This window comes from Tsukamurella soli (assembly GCF_039541155.1).
In the GTDB taxonomy this organism is placed as follows: Bacteria; Actinomycetota; Actinomycetes; order Mycobacteriales; family Mycobacteriaceae; genus Tsukamurella; species Tsukamurella soli.
Map to the genome: position 1 here is coordinate 28,102 of NZ_BAABFR010000036.1, position 21,266 is coordinate 49,367.

The following is a 21,266-nucleotide window of genomic DNA, read 5'->3' on the forward strand; positions in this document are numbered from 1 at the left end:
AGGCAGTACATGGCAGAAGCATTCATCATCGACGCGGTCCGCACCCCCACGGGGCGACGGGGCGGCGCCCTCGCCGGGGTCCACTCCGCCGACCTGGGTGCGCACGCGCTCCGCGCGCTCGTCGAGCGCACGGGGGTCGATCCCGCGGCCGTCGACGACGTGATCCTCGGCTGCTGCGACACCATCGGCCCCCAGGCCGGGAACGTCGCCCGCACCGCCTGGCTCGCTGCGGGCCTGCCGCAGCACGTGCCCGGGGTCACCGTCGACCGGCAGTGCGGATCCGCCCAGCAGGCCGTCCATTTCGCGGCGCAGGGCGTGATGTCCGGCACGGCCGACCTGATCGTCGCCGGCGGCGTGCAGAACATGTCCGCCATCCCGATCTCGGCGGCCATGCTCGCGGGAGCGCAGTACGGCTACACCACACCGTTCGCCGAGTCCACGGGGTGGCGCGAGCGCTACGGCGACGTCGAGGTCTCCCAGTTCCGATCTGCGGAGATGATCGCCACGAAGTGGAGCATCACGCGGGAGGCCATGGAGGAGTTCGCGTTCCGCAGTCATCGTCGCGCGGTCGACGCGATCGACGCGGGCCGTTTCGACGCCGAGATCACGCCGGTAGGCGACTTCCGCGTCGATGAGGGACCGCGGCGCGACACCTCGCCGGCGAAGATGGCGAGGCTCGCCCCGCTCGTCGAAGGCGGCCGCGTCACCGCCGCGGTCTCCTCCCCGATCTCCGACGCGGCGAGCGCGCTGCTGGTCGCGTCCGAGCGTGCCGTGTCCGAGCACGGACTCACCCCCCGGGCGCGTATCCACCACCTGAGCGTGTACGCCGACGACCCGGTATGGATGCTGACGGCGCCGATCCCGGCCACCCAGCGCGCACTGCGCCGCGCGGGCCTGAATCTCGACGAGATCGACCTGTTCGAGGTCAACGAGGCGTTCGCCTCCGTCGTCCTCGCCTGGATCACAGAGTTGGGCGCGGATCCCGACCGGGTCAACGTCAACGGCGGCGGCATCGCGCTCGGCCACCCGATCGGCGCCACCGGCACCAAGCTCATGGCCACACTGCTGCACGAGCTCGAGCGCCGCGGCGGCCGTTACGGCCTGCAGGTGATGTGCGAGGGCGGCGGGAACGCCAACGTGACGATCATCGAGCGGATCTGAACCGGAGGAGGCGCACATGACAGGAATCCTCGACGGCCGCGTCGCCGTCGTCACCGGCGCCGGCGGTGGTCTGGGCCGCGCCCACGCCCTCGAGCTCGCGCGCCACGGCGCGCGGGTGGTCGTCAACGACATCGGCACCTCGCTCGGCGGTGAGGGCACCTCTGCCGGGCCGGCCGCCGAGACCGTCGAGCTGATCCACGCGGCGGGCGGCGAGGCGGTGGCCGACGGTGCCGACGTGACGGACCCGGCCGCGGTGCGGCGGACGATCGCCGCGGCGGTCGACACCTTCGGCGGGCTCGACATCCTGGTCAACAACGCGGGTTTCGTGCGCGATCGGATGCTGGTGAACACCGGCGAAGACGAGTGGGACGCCGTGGTGACCGTGCACCTGAAGGGGCACTACGCCACCATGCGGTACGCGTCCGAATACTGGCGCGCCGAGTCCAAGGCCGGCCGGCAGCGCGCGGCGCGGATCGTCAACACCACGTCCGGCGCGGGCCTGCAGGGCAGCATCGGACAGGCCGCATACTCGGCCGCGAAGGCCGGTATCGCCACGCTCACCGTGGTCGCGGCGGCCGAGTTCGGGCGGTACGGGATCACCGTCAACGCCATTGCGCCGGCTGCCCGTACGCGGATGACCGAGGGCCCCTTCGCCGCGCGGATGGCCGCCCCCGCTGACGGTTTCGACGCCATGCATCCCGGCAACGTGTCACCCGTGGTGGCGTGGCTCGCGAGCGTCGACGCCGGCGACGTGACCGGCCGGGTGATCGAGGTCGAGGGTGGCTGCGTGTGCGTCGAGGAGGGCTGGCGGCACGGCCCGCGGCTGGACCTAGGGCGCCGCTGGCACGCCGCGGAGACCGGTGCGAAGCTGCGGGGGCTGCTCGCGCAGGCCGTCGCACCCGAGCCGGTGTACGGCGCATGATCTGCGCCCGCTCGCAGGTCGAGACCAACGCTGCCGCAGCACTTCCCGGGCCGGGCGCGCCACCGTCGGCGTGGCTCGGGGTCGCACTCGGCGAGCGGACCGTGCGCTGGACGGCGCGGGACGCGATCCTGTTCGCGCTCGCTGTCGGGGCCCGGGCGGACCAGCTGGCGCTGGTGTACGAGGACGGGCTGCGGGTGCTGCCCCAGTTCGCCCTGACGCTCGCACAGTGGGCACCCGACGCGCTCGGCGCCGCGGGTGCCTTCGACACGGCCACCGCGTTGCACGGGGCGCAGCGCCTGGAGGTACACGCGCCATTGCCGCTCGACGGCGAGGCGGTCCTCACGGCCCGCGTCGACGGGGTCTGGGACAAGGGCGCCGCCGCGGTCTACGACGTGACGGTCGAGTGCAGGTACTTCACGGCCACCTGGTCGATCTTCGCGCCCGGCCGGGGCGGGTTCGGCGGCGCCCGCGGGCCTGCCCGCCCGCCCGCCCCCGGCTCGGCCCCCGCATGGGAGGTCGAGGTCCCCGTCGCCGCCAACGCGGCCGCGCTGTATCGGCTGCTCGGCGACCGGCACCGCATCCACATCGACCCGGCCGCGGCAGCCGCGATCGGACAGCCCCGCCCGATCCTGCACGGGCTGGCGACGCTCGCCACCGCGACACTGGCCGCTGCCGAGCAGCGCGGCGTGCACCCGGCCGACCTGCGCAGCGTGTCTGCTCGATTCACCGGCGTGGTGTTCCCGGGTGAGCCGATCACGCTGCGCGGGTGGGAATCCGGGGCCTTCGACGTGCACACGGCGCGCGGCCCGGCGGTATCGGGCGGCCACCTCACGTTCGGCACCTCGCATCCGGACCCACTGGGAGAGAAGGAATCATGAGCGTCGCCACCGAACTCGTCGACGGTCGGATCGCCGTGATCACCGTCGACTACGCCCCCGTCAACGCCCTGCCGGTCGCGGGCTGGTTCGCGATCGCCGAAGCGGTCACGGGCGCCGCGCGCGACGGTGCCCGGGTCGTGGTGCTGCGTGCCGGGGGTCGCGGCTTCAACGCCGGGGTCGACATCAAGGAGATGCAGCAGACGGAGGGCTTCGCCGCGCTGGTGGGCGCCAACCGCGGCTGCTACGCGGCGTTCAAGGCCGTCTACGAGTGTCCCGTCCCGGTGATCGCGGCCGTCCACGGCTTCTGCGTGGGCGGCGGCATCGGGCTCGTGGCCAACAGCGATATCGTGCTCGCCAGCGACGACGCGTATCTCGCGGTCCCCGAGATCGACCGGGGCGCGCTCGGCGTGGGTACCCACCTCGCCCGGCTGGTGCCGCATCACCTGGTACGTGCCCTGTACTACACCGGCCGACGCATCACGGCCGCCGAACTGGCACAGCACGGTTCGGTGTTCGAGGTGGTACCGCGCGGCGAGCTCGACTCGGCGGCCCTCACCGTCGCCCGCGAGATCGCGGCCAAGGACCCGCGGGTGATCCGCGCCGCCAAGGAGTCGCTCAACGGCATCGATCCGATCGATGTCAATCGGAGCTACCGCTTCGAGCAGGGCTTCACCTTCGAGCTGAACCTGGCGGGGGTCTCCGACGACCACCGCGACGAGTTCGTCGCCACCGGCAAGAACCTGCAGGTCTGAGACCCGGGGAGGGACTGCATGACCGAGTCACCACCGCTGTCCACGCCGCTGACCCGGATGGTGGGCGTCCGCCACCCCATCGTCCAGACCGGCATGGGCTGGGTGGCCGGGGCACGCCTGGTGTCGGCGACCGCCGAGGCTGGGGCACTCGGGCTGCTGGCATCGGCGACGATGACGCTCACCGAACTCGAACGCGCCGTCGTGGCCGTGAAGTCGCGCACCGACAAGCCTTTCGGGGTCAACCTGCGGGCCGACGCGACCGACGCCGACGACCGGGTCTCCCTGCTGATCGACCACGGCGTCACCGTCGCCTCGTTCGCACTCGCGCCCAAGCCGGAGCTGATCGGACGGCTCAAGGAGCACGGCATCGTCGTGATGCCGTCGGTGGGCGCCGCCAAGCACGCCCGCAAGGTCGCGTCCTGGGGCGCCGACATCGTGATGGTGCAGGGCGGCGAGGGCGGCGGACACACCGGCCCCGTGCCCACGTCGCTGCTGCTGCCGCAGGTCCTCGACGCGGTGGACATCCCCGTCGTCGCGGCGGGCGGCTACTTCGACGGACGGGGCCTGGCCGCGGCGCTCGCGTACGGCGCCGCCGGGATCGGCATGGGCACCCGTTTCCTGTTGACCGCGGAGAGCACCGTGCCCGAGCAGATCAAGCGCCGCTACCTCGAGGCCGGGCTGGACGGCACCGTCGTCACCACGAAGGCCGACGGCATGCCGCACCGCCTGCTGCGCACCGACTTCCTGCGGGACCTCGAGGACGAGCGCCTCGGGCACCGGCTCCGTCGCAGCGTGGCGAACGCGATCGAATTCCGTCGTTCCCAACGGATCCCGTGGCGCGACCTACTACGCGACGGGTTGCAGATGAGCCGCTCCGGCGAACGCACCGTCACCCAGACCGCGATGGCGGCGAACACGCCCATGCTGCTCAAGGCGGGCCTCGTCGACGGTGACCTGTCCGCCGGGATGCTCGCGTCCGGCCAAGTCGTGGGCGTCCTCGACGACCTGCCCACGTGTGGCGAGCTGGTGGATCGGATCGTTGCGCAGGCCGCCGCGCGCCTCGACGCGCTCGCGCGGATCCGGCCGGGGAGTTGACCGGGACGCCGTGTGAAACAACTGTTAGGTTGGTCCGAGGTGTGGCGCAGGCGGCGCTGCCGACTGCCGGAAGGAAAGGTGTCCGATGACGCCGCGCAGCGCGACGAGGCCCCGGCGTGAGTCCGGCGGCACCGGCCAGGACCGCCGGGGAGAACTGCTCGGAATCGCCGCCGAACTGTTCGCCACGCAGGGGTATTCGCAGACCACCGTGCGCGACATCGCCGATGCCGCCGGAATGCTGTCGGGCAGCCTGTATCACCACTTCGCCTCCAAGGAGGCGATGCTGGTGGAGGTGCTGCGCGGCTTCATGGAGCGACTGCTCCAGCAGTCCACCGACATCGCCGACAGCGGCGGCTCGCCGACCGAGGTACTCGAGGGGCTGATCCGGTCGTCCTTCCAGACGATCCACGACCACCCTCACGAGGTGGCCCTGTACCAGAACGAGACCAGCCTGTTCCGGCGCCAGCCCGAGTTCTCCTTCGTCCTGCGCACCAGCGAGAAGATCACCAAGATCTGGCTCGGGGTGTTCGAGGACGGCTCCGCGTCGGGCGAGTTCCGCGAGGGGCTCGACAGCACCGCGGTGTACCGCTTCATCCGTGACGCCGTGTGGTCGACGGTGCGCTGGTATCGACCCCGCGGCCGACTCCGCCACGACAAGCTGGCGGACCAGCTGATCGATATGGTCTACGGCGGGCTGATCACGCCGCGCTGACCGGCCGGGCGGGCTTCGCCGGCTAGGCGGCGGTGGTGAACAGGTTGAGCTTGTACGTCCGCACGGGCGGGGCCCACCCGAGCAGGCCCATCAGCAGCCGATACCTGGCCGGCCACGAGCGCGCGACGGAGGTCTGCGGCTGTGCGAACGTCCTGCATTCGCGAAGCGTGAGCCCGAGCGGTTCGAGCGACCGCGGGTCGTCGCACACCCACTGCATCCGCGCGGGCAGCGCCTTGAACACCGGTTTGCGGTCCTGGCTGCCCATCATCAGCCTGCCGCCCGTGTCGAAGGCGAGCGGACTGCCCGGGAACTGTTTCACGAGGCGACGCAGCACCTCTCGCACCTGCGCGTCCGGGAAGTACAGCAGCACCGCTTCGCTCAGCAGGAAGATCGGGCCCGGGCGTTCCGCCACCGTCGGGCCCCAGTCCGTGTCGAACAGCGAGCCCGCGATCATGGTGTACCGGTCGGAGTCGGCGAAGAAGCGCCTGCGTAGCGCCATCGTGTCCGGCACGTCCAGGTCGAACCATCGCACGCGGCCGTTGTCGAGGCGGTCGAACCGGGTGGAGAGTCCGCAGCCGAGGTCGACGACGGTGCCGTCGGGATGTTCGCACAGGAAGTCCCGCACGTAACCGTCGAAGATCGATGCGCGCAGCACGCTGCCGGACAACGACGGTCCCTTGAACTTCGTGAACTCGTAGTCGATCGCGTCGACCAGGTCGATCGCCTTCGTGTCCCGCAGCACGCTGCTGCCGGCCTCGGCGTCGATCGCCCTGCCGTACAGGGGGATCAGGAGGGTCTCCTGGACCTCGCCCAGCTCGATGCGCTCACCCATGAGCCGACTGTAACGTAGGTAAGCCTAAGTTAAAAGTCCTCGAGTCGGGCGATCTCCCCGGCGGTAGCTGCGGATCAGGCCGCACCGAGCGCCGGGTGCGGCTGCCACCGGTAACCGACGGGCTCCGCGCCGTGATGCAACGCCAGGTCGATCGCGTCGATGATCGACCGGCGCGGCGTCGACACAGCGAGTTGCTTCGCATCCACCGCGAGCCGTACCACGCCGCCCCGTCGGGCCACCCGGTTCGCCGTCGCTATGAGGGCCCGGCACCACCACGGCTCGGAGAGGAAGCCGTCACCGATACCGAGCAGCCGGGCCTTCACCTCGATGCCGCGATCGAGGTCGGCGATCGACGTGTAGCCGAGGTTCATCCGGAAGCCGGCGGACGGGAGCGCCGCGACGGCGCCCGGGGACGCGTTCCAGCGGGGCGCGGCGAAGGTTCTGGTTCGCAACCCCACCTCCTCCAGCACACGGTCGGCCGCGGTCAGACGCAGCCGCGCCTCGTGCTCGCCGATGGTGGCGAACTCGGCGCGGCGCCGCTTCGTGGCCGCCTGGTCGAAACCGTGCAACACGATCAGGTCGCCCGACTCGCGCCGCGCCCGCAGCAACGCCTGGGTGGCGGGATCCTCGAGCAGGCGGTACTTGCCCTTCAGCCGCGGAGCGACCAGCAGAGACAGCGGCACGGAGCGCTTCTCCATCGACGCGGCGAACGCCGCGACGTCGGCGCGCGTCGCGTCCGAGATTCCGGATACTGAGACGTAGAGCAGACCAGCCACGTGAATCAGTGTGCGCCGCAGAGATGGACAGGTCGGGGACCGAAGGTTGCGAGTCGCTGAACAGAGCGACGCGGCGGGCTGTCCGCCCACCGCAGCGCGCGTCGCGCCGGTCCGGTGGACCGCCCGATCGTTCGACCGCCCGACCGCGGCACGCGCTACCGGGGAAGCGTCGCCTCGATGGCCGAAACGACCTCGTCGGACTCGGGCTCGGTGCGCGGACGGAAGCGGGTGACGGCCTCGTGGTCGGGGGCGATGAGGAACTTCTCGAAGTTCCACTGGATGTCGCCCGCCTCGCCGGCGGCGTCCGCCACCGTCGTCAACTCCGCGTAGAGCAGATGCCGGTCGTCCCCGTTGACATCGGTCTTGGCGAGCAGCGGGAACGTGACACCGTAGGTGGTCGAGCAGAAGGTGGCGATCTCCTCGGCGGTACCCGGCTCCTGGCCCGCGAACTGGTTGCACGGGACGCCCAGCACCGTCAGGCCGCGGTCGGCGTACCGCGTCGCGAGCGCCTCGAGGCCCGCGTACTGCGGCGTGAGCCCGCACTTGCTGGCGACATTCACGACGAGGACAGCGTTCCCGGCGTAGTCGGCGAGGGATGCGGCCTGACCGTCGAGAGTGGTCAGCGGGATGGAATCGAGCGCAGAAGTCATGTCGCCGACAGTAGTCCCGCCGATGCCCGCCGTGGCGCCGGTGGCCCCACCCAGCGCCATTCCGCAAAGAACCTGGGATCCGGCTATGAGTGAGATGCATGCCACATCTATCGCGTTGGCGCAAAGGTTGCACAGACGATAGTATTTGCGGCGTGCAAGCAATCCCGCATGACGAGCCGGCAACTGCTGCCCGCTGCCTCACCGAGGTCCTGGCGGAGTTCGTCGGCCGACTCATGTGCGGATCGACCCAGCAGATGTTGGGTGCGGTCCTCGCGTCGGAGATCACGGTGCAGCAGTTCCATGTACTGGTGGTGCTGAGCTCCGCCGACCACCCGGTGGCGATCAACCGGCTCGCCGACCAGCTCGGCCTGTCGGTCGCCGCCACCGGTCGGAACGTGGAAAGGCTTGTCCAGATGGGGTTGGTCGATCGCCGAGAAGACGTGCGCGACCGCCGGATCAAGAACCTGACCGTCACCGACGACGGCCGAAGTTCCCTTGCGGCAGCGATCGCCGACAAGCACCGTGATGTGCAGTCACTGGCGTCGCAGCTGCCCGCGGACCTCTGCACTCGGCTGCACGACGTCCTGTCCGAGATCCTCGGACTGGGGATCCTCCCCGAGAACCCGCTGTTCACCGCAACGAAAGTGACCTCATGACCTCCGACAACACAGTCGAGTCCCCGGCGGCCGCGGCCGACCAGGGTCTGGACCGCCGCGTCCTGACAGTGGCGGGCGTCGTGGTGCTGGGCGCGATCATGTCGATCCTCGACATGACCATCGTCGGCGTCGCGCAGAACACCTTCCAGTCCCAGTGGGGCGCCACGCCGGCCACCGTCGCCTGGACCATGACCGGCTACACACTCGCCCTGGCCGCGGTCATCCCGGTCACCGGCTGGGCCGCCGACCGGTTCGGCACCAAGCGCCTGTACATGGCGTCGACGGCGATGTTCGTCCTCGGCTCGGTCCTGTGCGCCACCTCCGGCTCGATCACCGAACTGATCATCTATCGCGTCATCCAGGGGCTCGGCGGCGGCATGCTGATGCCGCTGGGCATGATGATCCTGACCCGCGCCGCGGGCCCGGAGCGGATCGGCCGCGTGATGGCCGTGCTGGGGATCCCGATGTTGCTCGGCCCCATCGGCGGCCCGATTCTCGGTGGCTGGCTGATCGAGTCCTTCTCGTGGCACTGGATCTTCCTGATCAACCTGCCGATCGGCATCATCGCCATCGTCTATGCCTTCATCGTGCTGGACAAGGACGAGACGTCCGAGTCGCAGTCGTTCGACATCGTCGGGTTCCTCCTGCTCTCGCCCGGCCTCGCACTGTTCCTGTTCGGCATCTCGTCGATCCCGGAGGCGCAGCAGGAGCACGGCACGATGTTCACGCCGCGTGTGCTGATCACCGCAGTCCTCGGCGCCGTGCTGATCGTGGGATTCGTGTTCTGGGCGCTGCGCGCCAAACTCGCCTTGCTGGATCTGCGGCTGTTCAAGAACCGGAACATGACCGTCGCAATGATCACCTTCACGTGCTTCGCGATCGCGTTCTTCGGCTCGATGCTCCTGTACTCGCAGTACTTCATCGGCGTCCGCGGCGAGACCACGCTCATGGCGGGCCTGCTGGTGGCGCCGCAGGGACTGGGCGCGATGTTCACGATGCCGGTCGCCGGCGCGCTCACCGACAAGATGGGTCCGGGCAAATTCGTGATGACCGGCCTCGTGCTGATCACCGCCGGTCTGGTCCCGTTCACCCTGCTCGGCGCCGACACCAGCTACTGGATCATCTGCGGCGCGCTGTTCGTGCAGGGCCTCGGCATGGGCATGACGATGATGCCGACGATGTCCGCCGCGATCCGTACGCTCGAGCCGCACTCGATCTCGCGTGGCTCGACGCTGACCAATATCGTCCAGCAGATCGCCGCGTCGATCGGCACGGCCGTCTTCTCCGTGATCTTCACCAACCAGCTGAAGAACGCGGGTCCGAAGCTGCCGGTGCCGCACTCTCCCGAGCCCGTCGCCATCGGCGCACAGGCGTTCGGCGCCAACTCCAGCCCGGCCACCCGCGCCGCGGGTATGCAGGCCCCGGACACGTTCCATCAGCTGCTCGACCAGGGACTTCCGTTCACCGCCCACGCATTCGGGCACACGTACATCGTGGGCGCGATCCTGGTGGCGGTCTGCCTGATCCCCGCGTTCTTCCTGCCGCGCACCCACGACGCCGACACCGGCGCCGCGGAGCGCGCCGTCATGGTGCACTAGGAGCGACGAAACCGCGACTGAGACACCGCTCGACCCGGCAGCCCCGGCCCCTGGCCGGGGCTGCTGCGTCGGTGCGGCAGCGGCCGATTCGGGAGCCGGGCGCGTGCGCACGCTGACGGCCGGTGAATACCGGCTTGCCGGATCGGCAAGGATCGTTGCGCCCCGCGGGCTCCGCTGGGACCGTCGAGGCATGGCGCACACGGACCTCGACTGGAACAGCATGGCCGACCGGCTCACGACCGAAGGCGAGGCGCTGCTGCCGTTCGTCACGGCTGCGGCGCAGGACATCGCCGCGCGGGTCACGCCCCGGCGGATCCTCGACGTCGGCGCGGGTCCGGGCGTCGCGGCCTGCGTGCTGGCGCAACGGTTCCCGGATGCGGAGGTGGTCGCCGTGGACGGCTCGGCAGAGCTGCTGCGCCGGGCCGGCGAGCGCGCCGACCGGATCGGCGTGCGGCTCACCACCCGGGTCGCCGAGTTCCCGGGCGACTTCGCCGAACTGCCGGAGGCCGACCTCATCTGGACGTCGCACGTGCTGCACCACGTGGGCGACCAGGCCGCGGCGGTGGCCGCCCTCGCGAAGCGACTTCGCCGCGGTGGCGTGCTCGCCGTCGCCGAGGGCGGGCTGCCGACACGATTCCTGCCGCGGGACATCGGCTTCGGCCGACCGGGCATCGAATCCCGCATCGATGCCGCGACCACGATCTGGTTCGCGCGGATGCGTGCCGAACTACCGCACGCCGCCACCGTCGTCGAGGACTGGCCGGCGATGCTGTCCGCGGCGGGGCTCGCCGGTGCCGGCAGCCGCAGCTTCCTGGTCGACCGTCCCGCGCCCCTCGCCCCCGAGTACCGCGGCTTCGTGCGCGGTCAGTTCGAGCGCGCCGCCGAGGCGCTGGCGGACGACCTCGACGCCGACGACCGCGCGACGCTCGGCCGACTGACCGGCGAGGGGCCCGGCACCGTCGACACCCGACCGGACGTGTATCTGCTGACCGCCCGCACGGTGCACACCGCGACCCGCCCTTGAACATGTGCGCAGTTCCGTCGGGCCACCACCCCACTGAACATGTGCACCCTTCCGTCGGCCCGCGGGTCACCGGAAGGGTGCACATGTAGGCCGTGCCCAGCCGAGGGCCGACGGAACGGTGCACGTGTTGGGTGCACGGCCGACGGAAGGGTGCACATGTCGATTCAGGCGCGGCCGAGCCGGTCCAGGATCCAGGCGTACTCGAACGCGGTCTCGCGCCACGACGAGTAACGGCCGCTGACCCCGCCGTGACCTGCCGCCATCTCCGTCTTGAGCAGGATCTGGTTGCCCGACGTCGTATGTGTCAGCAGCTTCGCCACCCACTTCGCCGGCTCGGTGGGAAGGACTCGGGTGTCGTTCAGCGATGTGGTCACCAGGAGCGCTGGATACGGACGCGCAGTGACGTTCTCGTACGGCGAGTAGTCCCGCATGTATCGGTAGACCTCGGCGTCGGCGAGCGGATTCCCCCACTCCTCCCACTCCCCCACGGTGAGCGGTAGGTCCGGGTCGAGGATCGAGGTCAGCGGGTCCACGAACGGCACCTGAGCGACCACACCGCAGAACAGCTCCGGCGCGAGGTTCATCGCCGCACCCACCAACAGGCCGCCGGCGCTGCCACCCATCGCCACCAGCCGGTCGGGCGAGGCACGGCCCGTCTCGACGAGATCCGCTGCGACGTCGACGAAGTCGGTGAATGTGTGGTTCTTGCGCAGCATCTTGCCGTCGTCGTACCAGCGGCGTCCCAGCTCACCACCGCCGCGGACGTGCGCGACCGCGAACACGACGCCCCTGTCCAGCAGGGACAGTCGCGCGGCCGAGAACCAGGGATCGAGGCACACCTCGTACGAGCCGTAGCCGTACAACACGGTCGGGGCCGCCCCGGTGGTGGCCACAGCTCGCACCACCGACACCGGGACGCGCTCCCCGTCGCGGGCAGTGACCCAGACCCGTTCCTGCACATACCCCTCAGGGTCGTATTCGGGAACGGGCTGGCGCCGCAGCACGGCAGACTCGCCGGTCTCGGGGACGAGGTCGAGGATCGTCGCCGGAGTCAGATACGACTCGTAGCCCACCCGCAACCGGGGCGCGTCCCACTCCGGGTTGCCGGACAGCGCCACCGTCGACAACTGCTCGCCCGGATCCCACTCGGAGAACTCGGGTTGCACGTCCGTGGCCGCGAACGCGAGACGAGGCAACCCGTCACGCCGGTATTCGAGCACCAGGCGCCGCGCGAACACCTCGACGTCGGTCAAGCGCACGTCTGCGCGGTGCGGCACCAGCACGGTCCACGCGTCGGGAGTCTCTACCGGGGCCGAGGCGAGCTCGAAGTTGATCCCGGACCTGTTGTGCAGGAACAGGAAGTAATCCTCGCCGGATCGATCCGTCCCGCTCGCCCCGCTGCCGGCGCCGCTCAGCACCGCGTGCTCGACGTGGTACTCCACGCCCTCCTCGCGCGGGCGCACCACCGTGAACTCGCCGGTCGGATCGGCGGCGTCGAGCACCCTCGCCTCACTGGTGAGCGACGACGACGCCGAGATCACCAGGTAGCGACGGCTACGGGTGAGACCCACACCCACACCGAAGCGCTGATCATCCTCGCGATAGACCTCGACATCGGCTGCCGCCGAGCCGATCTCGTGGCGCCACACCCGATCAGGCCGCCACGCATCGTCGACGGTGACGTAGAACAGATGCCGCGAGTCGGGCGCCCACGTGACGCCGTAGAACACCCCCTCGACGGTGTCGGCGAGCAGCGACCCGGTCTCGATGTCCTTGATGCGCAGCGTGAACCGCTCGTCTCCGGAGGTATCGACGGAGTATGCCAGCAGCCGGCCGTCGGGCGACACCGCGGCCGCCCCGACGGACAGGAAGTCGTGGCCCTCCGCCTCGGCGTTGAGGTCGAGCATCACGCTCTCGCCGGGCAGCTTCTCCGCCGAGACCTCCGGCGGGGTCCAGTCGTGCGCATCACGGACCGGGGCACGGCACTGCAGCGGATACTGGCTGCCCTCGACGGTGCGCGCGAAATACCAGAACCCGCCACGCCGCAGGGGCACCGACATGTCGGTCTCCTGCGTATGCGCCTTGATCTCACCGAACACCGCCTCGCGCAGCGGTTCCAGACCGGCGGTCGCGGCGGCGGTGTACTCGTTCTGCGCCTCCAGGTACGCCCGCACCTCGGGGTCCTCGGTGTCGGCCAACCACGCGTAGTCGTCGACGACGGTGTCACCGTGGTAGGTCCGGGGCGTCGGCCGCCGGTCGGCCACGGGCGAAGCGGCGGTCTCGCCGGGCATCACGCGGACCCACCCGGCCAGTCGGCGAACGACAGACCCGAGACGCGCTCATATGCCTCGATGTACCGCGCGCGCGTACGGTCGACGACCTCGGCGGGCAGCGGAGGCGGAGGCGTGTCGGATGTCCGGTCCCAGCCGGACTCGGGGCCCGTGAGCCAGTTCCGCACGATCTGCTTGTCGAAACTGGGCTGCGTGCGTCCCGGCTCGTAGTCGGCCGCGTCCCAGTACCGCGACGAGTCGGGGGTGAGTACCTCGTCCGCGAGGAGCAGGTCTCCACTCGGGGTGGTACCGAACTCGAACTTGGTGTCCGCCAGCAGGATTCCGCGTGCAGCGGCGATCTCGGCCCCGCGCGAGTAGACGTCCAGCGTGGCCTCGCGCAGCCGGGCGGCCAACCCGGCGCCGACGGTGGCGGCGATCTGTTCGTACGAGACGTTCTCGTCGTGCTCGCCGAGGGCCGCCTTGGTCGCAGGGGTGAAGATCGGCTGCGGCAGCCGGCTACCGTCGACCAGCCCGGCGGGCAGCGGGATGCCGCACACCGTGCCCGTCGCCCGGTACTCCGCGAGGCCCGAGCCGGCGAGGTAGCCGCGCGCGACGCACTCCACCGGCGCCATCTCGAGGCGCTTCACCACCAGCGCCCGCCCCAGCACCTCGGCGGGGATCCGATCGTCGTCCGGCCCACCCGCGAGGTGGTTGGGAACCCGCAGCTCGTCGAAGAAGAACACCGACATCGCCGTCAGGATGCGGCCCTTGTCGGGGATCGGTGTGGTGAGGATGTGGTCGTACGCGCTGATCCGGTCGCTCGCGACCAGCAGCATGTGCTGGGCGTCGATCGCATACAGCTCGCGGACCTTGCCGGAGTAGATCGGCGGGTACTCGCTCAGTTGGGGTCGCACCGACCCAGCCTAATCGCACGGCACACGATCGCGACCGACAAACGTTGCACCGCAGTCCGCGCGGCCGGAAGAAGCGATAGCGCACCGAGACCTGGCCCCGCGGGACCGCCCGGCAGACGCCGGTCACCGATCGTGACGGCTCGGCACCGTCGTCGCACCCGCAGCGTCGGCTGCACCCCATCCCAACGGTTGGTGGTGCTCCGGATTCGATCCGAGCGGTCATATGCGCGACGAGTACGTCATGTCGGGGCACAAGTTCTCCAACTTCGGCGCCGCCCAGCGGTTCCACGCCGACAGCGGTGCCGTGCACGTGACGCACGACAGCGACCGAACCTGCCGACTCAGGAGCTCGACTCGGGCTCCTGGAGCAGCTGACCGCACCACCAGATCGCCGAATAATACTGGGACACATGACTATCTCTACTAGGATGCCGCTCTCGGGTCGTAGGGAAGCTCCAGCCGCCCGCCGGAGCCGAGTCGAGGGGCCGCTACAGGATCGGGGCCGGGGTGTAGGCGGCGGCATCCGGGAAGCGCTCGACGAGCGCCTGCACCTGCGTCACGACGGCCGCGACCTGCGCGGCCGCCGCACCCGTGAACGCCGCCCGGTCCGCGAGCGCCGCGTCCAACCGGTCCCGGCTCAGGCCGAGTCGCGGATCACGCGCGAGCCGGTCGAGCAGGTCGGGCGCTGCCCCCTCCTCACGCATCGCGAGTGCGACGGCGACGGCGTGCTCCTTGATCGCCTCGTGCGCCGTCTCACGCCCGACGCCCGCGCGCACCGCCGCCATGAGCACACGGGTCGTGGCGAGGAACGGCAGGTAGCGGTCGAGCTCGTTGGCGATGACGGCGGGGTACGCACCGAACTCGGCGAGGACCGTCAGGAAGGTCTCGATGAGGCCGTCGATCGCGAAGAAGGAGTCGGGCAGCGCGACCCGGCGGATCACCGAACAGAAGACGTCGCCCTCGTTCCACTGCGCACCGGCCATCTCAGCGGCCATCGAGCCGTAGCCGCGCAGGACCACAGCGAGGCCGTTGACCCGCTCGCACGAGCGGGTGTTCATCTTGTGCGGCATCGCGGACGAGCCCACCTGCCCCGGCTGGAAGCCCTCGGTGACCAGTTCGTGGCCCGCCATCAGCCGGATGGTGGTGGCCAGCGACGACGGCCCGGCGGCGAGCTGGACCAGCGCGCCCACCACGTCGTGGTCCAGCGACCGCGGGTACACCTGGCCCACCGACGTCAGGGTGCGCGTGAAGCCGAGGTGCTCGGCGACCTTGTGCTCGAGCTGCTCGAGCTTGGCCGAGTCGCCGCCGAGCAGGTCGAGCATGTCCTGCGACGTACCCATGGGGCCCTTGATGCCGCGCAGGGGGTACCGGGCGATCAGGTCGTCGAGGCGACCCAGCGCGAGAAGCACCTCGTCGGCCGCCGACGCGAAGCGCTTGCCCAGCGTGGTGGCCTGGGCGGCGACGTTGTGCGAGCGGCCGGCCATCACCAGCGCCGCGTACTGTGCAGCCCGCTCGGCGATCCGGGCGGCGACGGTGACGCCGTGCCCGCGCACATACTCGAGCGAGCGCAGGATCTGCAACTGCTCGACGTTCTCGGTGAGGTCGCGGCTGGTCATGCCCTTGTGGATCTGCTCGTGACCGGCGAGCGCGTTGAACTCCTCGATCCGCGCCTTCACATCGTGGCGCGTGACGCGCTCGCGGGCCGCGATCGACTCGAGGTCGACCTGATCGACGACGGCCTCGTATGCGGCCACGGCACCGTCGGGCACGTCGACGCCCAGCTCTGCCTGGGCCTTCAGCACGGCGATCCACAGCTGCCGCTCGAGCACGATCTTGTGCTCCGGCGACCACATGCGGCGCATGTCGGGGCTGGCATAGCGGTTGGCGAGGACGTCGGGGATCTGCTGCACGTACTCCAGTATTTCACGCAATTTTGGAGTATCAGCCCGGCGGCGCCAGGCTGTCGATGACGTCGACGACCGCGTCGCGGACCGCGCGGTGTGGGTCACCCTCGGGCAGCGTGAACGCGGCGAGCGCGGCACCGTCCTCGACCGCCATGAGGCGCTGCACGCGCCGCCGCTCGACGCCGCGGCCGGACCGCTCGAGTACCTCGATGTGCAGGGCGGTCAGCTCCTCGCGCAGCCGCTCCTGCACCGCCTGCAGCCGTGGCTCGCGCGTCGAGACGACGAGCCGCTCGTAACGGGAGACCACCTCTCGCATGCCGTCGGCGGAGTCCGCCGGGAAGAAGACGGTCGCGAGGATGTCCGCCGTCGCCTGCGCGCCACGCCGACGGCGGCTGACGGTGTCGGCGCGGGCGCGGACGTCGGCCACGTCGTGATCGCCCGCGTAGGTGACGGCATTGGTCACCAGATCGCCCAGCGACTCGAAGTAGTACGTCGTGGCAGCAAGCGGGATTCGCGCTCGCTGCGCAACGGAACGATGTCGGACACAATCGAATCCGCCCTCGACGAGGAGTTCGCCCGCCGCCGCGACCAACGCAGCGCGCCGGCGCTCCCCTTTAGGTGTGGTCGCGGCTGTCACCCTGGCAATGGTGCCAAAGGTGCAGGCTTGGAGCGGGCGCTTTCGCGCAAGTCGCGGCGAACCCCGACCGCGGTGTCAGAGCGCCTGGTGACCGATGTCGGTGCGGAAATGACTGCCCGGCAGTTTGATCCGCCCCAGCTTCGCGTAGGCATCGGCTCGCGCGGCGGCGAGATCGCCGCCCACGCCCACCACATTGAGCACCCGCCCCCCTGCCGAGACCAGCCGGCCGCGGTCGTCGATCGCCGTCCCGGCGTGGAAGACACCGGGCTCGTCGGCGCCGGTGATCGGGTCGCCCTTGCGCGGCGTTCCCGGGTAGTTCTCCGCCGCCAGCACCACGGTGATGGCGGCGCCGTCGCGCCAACGCAGCGCCGGGAGGTCGGCGAGGCGGCCGATCGCCGTGGCGAGCAGCGCCTCGCCGAGCGGGGAGTCGAGCAGCCCGAGGACCGCCTGCGTCTCGGGATCTCCGAACCGACAGTTGAACTCGACCACCGCGGGGCCGTCCGCCCCCATGGCGAGCCCCGCGTACAGCAGGCCGTTGAACGGGGCGCCGCGCCGTGCGAGCTCCTCCGCGACCGGCCCGACCACGGTGTCGACGATCTCGTCGACCGCACCCGGCGCCAGCCACGGCAGCGGTGCGTACGCGCCCATGCCGCCGGTGTTGGGCCCGGTGTCGCCGTCGCCGACGCGCTTGTGGTCCTGCGCGGGCAACAGCGGGACCACCGTCGTGCCGTCGACCAGGCAGAACAGCGACACCTCCGGTCCGTCGAGGAACGATTCGAACAGCGCGGGCCGACCGATCTCGAGCAGCTCTGCGGCGTGCGCCCGGGCCTCGGCCCGATCGGCCGTCACCACGACCCCCTTGCCGGCGGCGAGCCCGTCGTCCTTGATCACCCAGGTGGGGCCGAACCGGTCGAGGGCGGCGTCGATCTGCGCGGGGCTGTCGACGATCTCGCTGTGCGCGGTGCGCACACCCGCGGTGGCCATCACATCCTTGGCGAAGGCCTTCGAGCCCTCGATCCGCGCCGCCGCGGCCGACGGCCCGAACACCGCGATGCCGCGGGCCCGCACGACGTCCGCGACGCCGAGCACGAGCGGGACCTCGGGACCGATCACCACGAGATCCACGCCGAGCTCCTCGGCGAGGTCGGCCACGGCGTCGCCGGACGCCTGATCGACGGCGTGATTGGTCGCGATCGCGGCAGTGCCCGGATTACCCGGTGCGGCGTGCAACTCGGTGACCGAGTCGTCGCGGGAGAGCGCGTCGAGGAGGGCGTGTTCGCGGCCGCCGGAGCCGATGACGAGTACTCGCACACGCAGACCCTACCGCGCGGGTGCGGACATCCCATCCGGCCGCATTCACGCTGTTCCGCGATTCTGTTGCACCGGAGACGATCGATGATCCGCACACTCGGGCGCCGTGGAGACCGGAGGCGCGCCGGACCGACGGCACCGTCGCCGTGGCCCCGCGACGGGCGTTGCCGGGAGCCGACCGCAGCACCGCGCGCCACCACCGGCCTCGACTAGCCTGAGGCCATGTCATCCGTCTTCTCGGCAATCATCAACGGCGACCTGCCCGGCAGATTCGTGTACCAGGACGACACGGTGGTCGCCTTCCTCACCATCGCCCCCGTGGCGCCCGGCCACGTCCTGATCGTGCCGCGCGCCGAGGTGGATCACTGGGAGTCGGTGGATCCCCAGCTCTGGCAGCACATCAACGACGTGGCCCAGAAGATCGGGACCGCGATCAAGAAGGCCTTCGACGCGCCGCGCGTGGGCCTGCTGATCGCCGGACTCGAGGTCCCGCACCTACACGTGCACGTGTTCCCGGCGCACTCGCTGGAGACCTTCGACCTGTCGAAGGCCGAGCAGAACCCCAGCCCCGAGTCGCTCGACGACGCCCAGAAGCGCATCCTCGCCGCCCTGCGTTAGGACGGCTCTGGCGACAGGGCATGACCCGCGACCGGGCAGGCGCACGGCGCGACCCGCTCAGGCCGCGCCATCGCGCTCGCTGGGCCCGCCGTCGGCGTCCGCGGGCTCCCTGTCGTCCCCCGGCTCCCCGCCGTACTCCCCCGGCTCACCGTCGTAGTCACCGGAATCGTCGTCGTAGTCACCGGGCTCGTCGTCACCGTCGGCGCGCGCAGCCGGCAGGATGCGTGGCAGGCGGACGATGAATGCCGCGCCCTCGCCCGGCGCGGTCTCGACGGTGACGGTGCCGTTGTGCGCCTCGACGATGCCGTGCACGATCGACAGGCCGAGACCCGCGCCGCCGCTGCCGCGACTCCGCGACGCGTCGGTGCGATAGAACCGCTCGAAGACGCGCGCGGCCTCCTCGGGCCGCATACCCGGCCCCGTGTCGCGGACCTCGATGACGACGCAGTCCGGCTCGGCCCGCAACCGTACGGTGGTCACCGCTTCGGGGGGCGTGTGCCGCAGCGCGTTGGACACGAGGTTCGTGACCACCTGGGTGATCCGACCCTGGTCGCCGGGCAGCTCGAGGTCGGTCGGGTCACCGTCGAGCTCGAGGTGGATGGTGCGCTCGGGCTCGCGCGCCTGCGCAGCGTGCACCACATCGGACGCCACGGTGAGCAGGTCGACGGGGCGGTGCTCGAGCGGCCGGCGCGCGTCCAACCTCGCAAGCAGCAGCAGATCCTCGACCAGCAGCCCCATGCGCTGTGCCTCGGACTCGATGTGCTTCATGAGGAACCCGACGTCGCTGCTCGCCCCCTGACGATAGAGCTCCGCGAACCCGCGGATCGAGGTGAGTGGCGTGCGCAGTTCGTGCGAGGCGTCGCCGATGAACCGGCGCATGCGCTCCTCACCGCGCCGCGCCTGCTCCTCGGACGCCTCGACGCGCGCGAACGAGTCCTGCACCTGATGCAGCATCGCGTTGATCGACTGGGCGAGGCTGCCGACCTCGGTGTTGGGCGGGCTCGCCGGGACGCGGCGGGTGAGATCCCCCGCGGCGATCAGCTCGGCCGTCGCCTCCACCTCGACGAGGGGCCCGAGCGACCGGCGCACCACCAGGTAGCCGAGGCCGCCGGCCACCGCGAGCACACTGCCGCCGATCAGCAGCTCGAGGATCACCAGCTGGCGCATCGTGTCGTAGACGTCGCTGAGGGTGACCGCGACGTAGGCGTAGCCGTACTGCGACCGGGACTCGACGATCCGCCAGTCGGGTCCACCGCTGTTCGCCGAATGCACGGTGATGGCCTCGGAGCCGATCTCACCGACCTTGCTGAGATCCGGCCGCGTGGTGAAGTCCGGGTTGCCGCCCTGTTGCACCTGCGTGCCGTCGAATCGGTACGTCACGACGAAGTATCGGGTGGGTGGGCGCTTGTCACCGCGGGCGGCGTACGGGAGCTGTACGGCGCGCGGCTTCGCCCAGGTATCGGCCTGCTGCCGGAGGTTCTGGTCCTCGCGGGCGATGAGGCGATCCTTCATGGACGTCGTGAGCGCCGCGCCGGAGGCGAGCAGCCCCAACGCCATCAACCCGACGATGACGGCGACGAGCGAGAACCGGAGCGGCACCCCGTTGCGTAACAACGGGATGCCGTTCCGACGAAAGCCTGCTGGACTGCGGCTCGACCGCACGCGCTACCGCGGTTCCCGCAGGACGTACCCGACGCCGCGCAGAGTGTGGATCAGCCGCTTGTCGCCGGTGTCGACCTTGCGCCGCAGATAGGAGACGTACGACTCGACGACGTTGACCTCGCCACCGAAGTCGTAGTGCCAGACGTGGTCCAGGATCCGGGGCTTCGACAGCACCACCCCCGCGTTGACCATGAAGTAACGCAGCAGGGTGAACTCGGTGGGCGACAGCTGAACGAGCTTGCCGGACTTCCACACCTCGTGGGTCTCGTCGTCGAGCTCGATGTCGGCGAAGGTCAACCGCGTGCGCTGCTCGGACGCGCCGAAACCGCTGCGCCGCAGCAGAACGTTGACCCGCGCCACTACCTCCTCGAGGCTGAACGGCTTGGTCACGTAGTCGTCACCGCCGAGGGTGAGGCCGGCGACCTTGTCCTCGACCGAGTCCTTCGCGGTAAGGAACAGGGCCGGCGCCTCGATGCCGTCCTGCCGCAAACGCTTGAGCAGTCCGAGGCCGTCCATCCCCGGCATCATGATGTCGAGGATCATGACGTCTGGTTTGAACGTACGGGCCCGGTCGATCGCAGCCGGCCCGTCCAGGGCCGTGGCGACGTCGAACCCCTGGAACTTGAGGCTGACCTGCAGCAGCTCGACGATGCTGTTCTCGTCGTCCACTACCAGGACGCGGGGTTGCGGTTCGTTCACGACAACCAGTGTTCCTTTCCCTGCTGCGGCTGCTCTGACAGCTTCCTGGACGGTTACTGGGAACGATACCCAGGGAACACTCCGAACCGGCCGATACGCAGCCCGCGGCCGGGGCCGGCCGGCGGACTGGCGGCCGTGCCGCGGCGCCTGCTCCCAGACCTCGAGCGGATCCTGCCGCGGCGCCGATCCGCCGCG

At 70.5% G+C, this 21,266-nt stretch carries 20 protein-coding genes; 10 read left to right on the forward strand and 10 right to left on the reverse strand.

Going from position 1 to position 21,266, the window contains the following annotated elements; translation table 11 throughout:
- The first annotated feature begins 9 nt into the window (after positions 1-9).
- The 6 genes from ABD908_RS12925 (at position 10) to ABD908_RS12950 (ending at position 5,520) form a co-directional block, all read left to right on the forward strand.
- Positions 10-1,161: an acetyl-CoA C-acetyltransferase gene (locus ABD908_RS12925; protein WP_344996187.1), complete on the forward strand. Its 1,152-nt coding sequence runs from the start codon at positions 10-12 to the stop codon at positions 1,159-1,161.
- A 16-nt stretch (positions 1,162-1,177) separates the two neighbouring features.
- Positions 1,178-2,083: an SDR family oxidoreductase gene (locus ABD908_RS12930; protein WP_344996190.1), complete on the forward strand. Its 906-nt coding sequence runs from the start codon at positions 1,178-1,180 to the stop codon at positions 2,081-2,083.
- A complete protein-coding gene (locus ABD908_RS12935) occupies positions 2,080-2,961 on the forward strand; it encodes a MaoC/PaaZ C-terminal domain-containing protein (protein WP_344996193.1) in 882 nt (293 codons plus the stop codon). The genes ABD908_RS12930 and ABD908_RS12935 overlap by 4 nt, the downstream gene beginning before the upstream one ends.
- Positions 2,958-3,713, forward strand: a complete 756-nt coding sequence (locus ABD908_RS12940; RefSeq protein WP_344996196.1) for an enoyl-CoA hydratase family protein — start codon at positions 2,958-2,960, stop codon at positions 3,711-3,713. The genes ABD908_RS12935 and ABD908_RS12940 overlap by 4 nt, the downstream gene beginning before the upstream one ends.
- Positions 3,714-3,731: 18 nt before the next feature.
- On the forward strand, positions 3,732-4,808 hold the full coding sequence (locus ABD908_RS12945; protein WP_344996199.1) for an NAD(P)H-dependent flavin oxidoreductase: 1,077 nt from the start codon (positions 3,732-3,734) through the stop codon (positions 4,806-4,808).
- Positions 4,809-4,893: 85 nt separating this feature from the next.
- Complete coding sequence (locus ABD908_RS12950; RefSeq protein WP_344996202.1) at positions 4,894-5,520, forward strand: TetR/AcrR family transcriptional regulator; 627 nt, start codon at positions 4,894-4,896, stop codon at positions 5,518-5,520.
- A 22-nt stretch (positions 5,521-5,542) separates the two neighbouring features.
- Here ABD908_RS12950 and ABD908_RS12955 read toward each other — a convergent pair whose 3' ends face one another.
- The 3 genes from ABD908_RS12955 to ABD908_RS12965 form a co-directional block, all read right to left on the reverse strand.
- A complete protein-coding gene (locus tag ABD908_RS12955; RefSeq protein ID WP_344996205.1) occupies positions 5,543-6,352 on the reverse strand; it encodes a class I SAM-dependent methyltransferase in 810 nt (269 codons plus the stop codon).
- A 74-nt stretch (positions 6,353-6,426) separates the two neighbouring features.
- A complete protein-coding gene (locus tag ABD908_RS12960) occupies positions 6,427-7,128 on the reverse strand; it encodes a DUF2334 domain-containing protein (RefSeq protein WP_344996208.1) in 702 nt (233 codons plus the stop codon).
- Between the two features lie 155 nt (positions 7,129-7,283).
- Entirely contained in the window at positions 7,284-7,778 is a 495-nt protein-coding gene (locus ABD908_RS12965; protein ID WP_344996210.1) for a glutathione peroxidase, read from the reverse strand.
- 152 nt (positions 7,779-7,930) lie between these two features.
- On the opposite strand from ABD908_RS12965, the gene ABD908_RS12970 reads away from it, so the two are divergent.
- From ABD908_RS12970 to ABD908_RS12980, 3 genes are all read left to right on the forward strand, one after another.
- Entirely contained in the window at positions 7,931-8,434 is a 504-nt protein-coding gene (locus ABD908_RS12970; RefSeq protein ID WP_344996213.1) for a MarR family transcriptional regulator, read from the forward strand.
- On the forward strand, positions 8,431-10,032 hold the full coding sequence (locus tag ABD908_RS12975; RefSeq protein WP_344996216.1) for a DHA2 family efflux MFS transporter permease subunit: 1,602 nt from the start codon (positions 8,431-8,433) through the stop codon (positions 10,030-10,032). Before ABD908_RS12970 ends, ABD908_RS12975 begins: the two co-directional genes overlap by 4 nt.
- Positions 10,033-10,222: 190 nt before the next feature.
- Complete coding sequence (locus ABD908_RS12980) at positions 10,223-11,056, forward strand: class I SAM-dependent methyltransferase (RefSeq protein WP_344996219.1); 834 nt, start codon at positions 10,223-10,225, stop codon at positions 11,054-11,056.
- A 164-nt stretch (positions 11,057-11,220) separates the two neighbouring features.
- Here the strand turns inward: ABD908_RS12980 and ABD908_RS12985 are convergent, their stop codons facing one another.
- The 5 genes from ABD908_RS12985 to purD all read right to left on the reverse strand — a co-directional run bounded on the left by ABD908_RS12985 (position 11,221) and on the right by purD (position 18,092).
- Positions 11,221-13,347, reverse strand: coding sequence for a S9 family peptidase (locus ABD908_RS12985; RefSeq protein ID WP_344996222.1), 2,127 nt, complete (start codon positions 13,345-13,347; stop codon positions 11,221-11,223).
- Entirely contained in the window at positions 13,347-14,240 is an 894-nt protein-coding gene (locus ABD908_RS12990) for a phosphoribosylaminoimidazolesuccinocarboxamide synthase (protein WP_344996225.1), read from the reverse strand. The genes ABD908_RS12985 and ABD908_RS12990 overlap by 1 nt, the downstream gene beginning before the upstream one ends.
- A 488-nt stretch (positions 14,241-14,728) precedes the next feature.
- The gene (gene purB, locus ABD908_RS12995) at positions 14,729-16,150 is read right to left on the reverse strand and encodes an adenylosuccinate lyase (RefSeq protein ID WP_344996249.1); all 1,422 of its coding nucleotides are present in this window, start codon (positions 16,148-16,150) and stop codon (positions 14,729-14,731) included.
- Positions 16,151-16,181: 31 nt separating this feature from the next.
- Complete coding sequence (locus ABD908_RS13000) at positions 16,182-16,781, reverse strand: TetR/AcrR family transcriptional regulator (RefSeq protein ID WP_344996228.1); 600 nt, start codon at positions 16,779-16,781, stop codon at positions 16,182-16,184.
- Positions 16,782-16,856: 75 nt separating this feature from the next.
- Positions 16,857-18,092, reverse strand: a complete 1,236-nt coding sequence (gene purD, locus ABD908_RS13005; protein WP_344996231.1) for a phosphoribosylamine--glycine ligase — start codon at positions 18,090-18,092, stop codon at positions 16,857-16,859.
- Positions 18,093-18,314: 222 nt separating this feature from the next.
- Here purD and ABD908_RS13010 point away from each other — a divergent pair, with 222 nt between their 5' ends.
- Positions 18,315-18,710 (forward strand): HIT family protein, encoded by a 396-nt coding sequence (locus ABD908_RS13010; RefSeq protein WP_344996234.1) that lies wholly within the window; start codon positions 18,315-18,317, stop codon positions 18,708-18,710.
- Positions 18,711-18,767: 57 nt separating this feature from the next.
- Here ABD908_RS13010 and ABD908_RS13015 read toward each other — a convergent pair whose 3' ends face one another.
- Complete coding sequence (locus ABD908_RS13015; RefSeq protein ID WP_344996252.1) at positions 18,768-20,267, reverse strand: sensor histidine kinase; 1,500 nt, start codon at positions 20,265-20,267, stop codon at positions 18,768-18,770.
- A gap of 108 nt (positions 20,268-20,375) precedes the next feature.
- Positions 20,376-21,080, reverse strand: a complete 705-nt coding sequence (locus tag ABD908_RS13020) for a response regulator transcription factor (protein ID WP_344996255.1) — start codon at positions 21,078-21,080, stop codon at positions 20,376-20,378.
- Positions 21,081-21,266 lie beyond the last annotated feature (186 nt).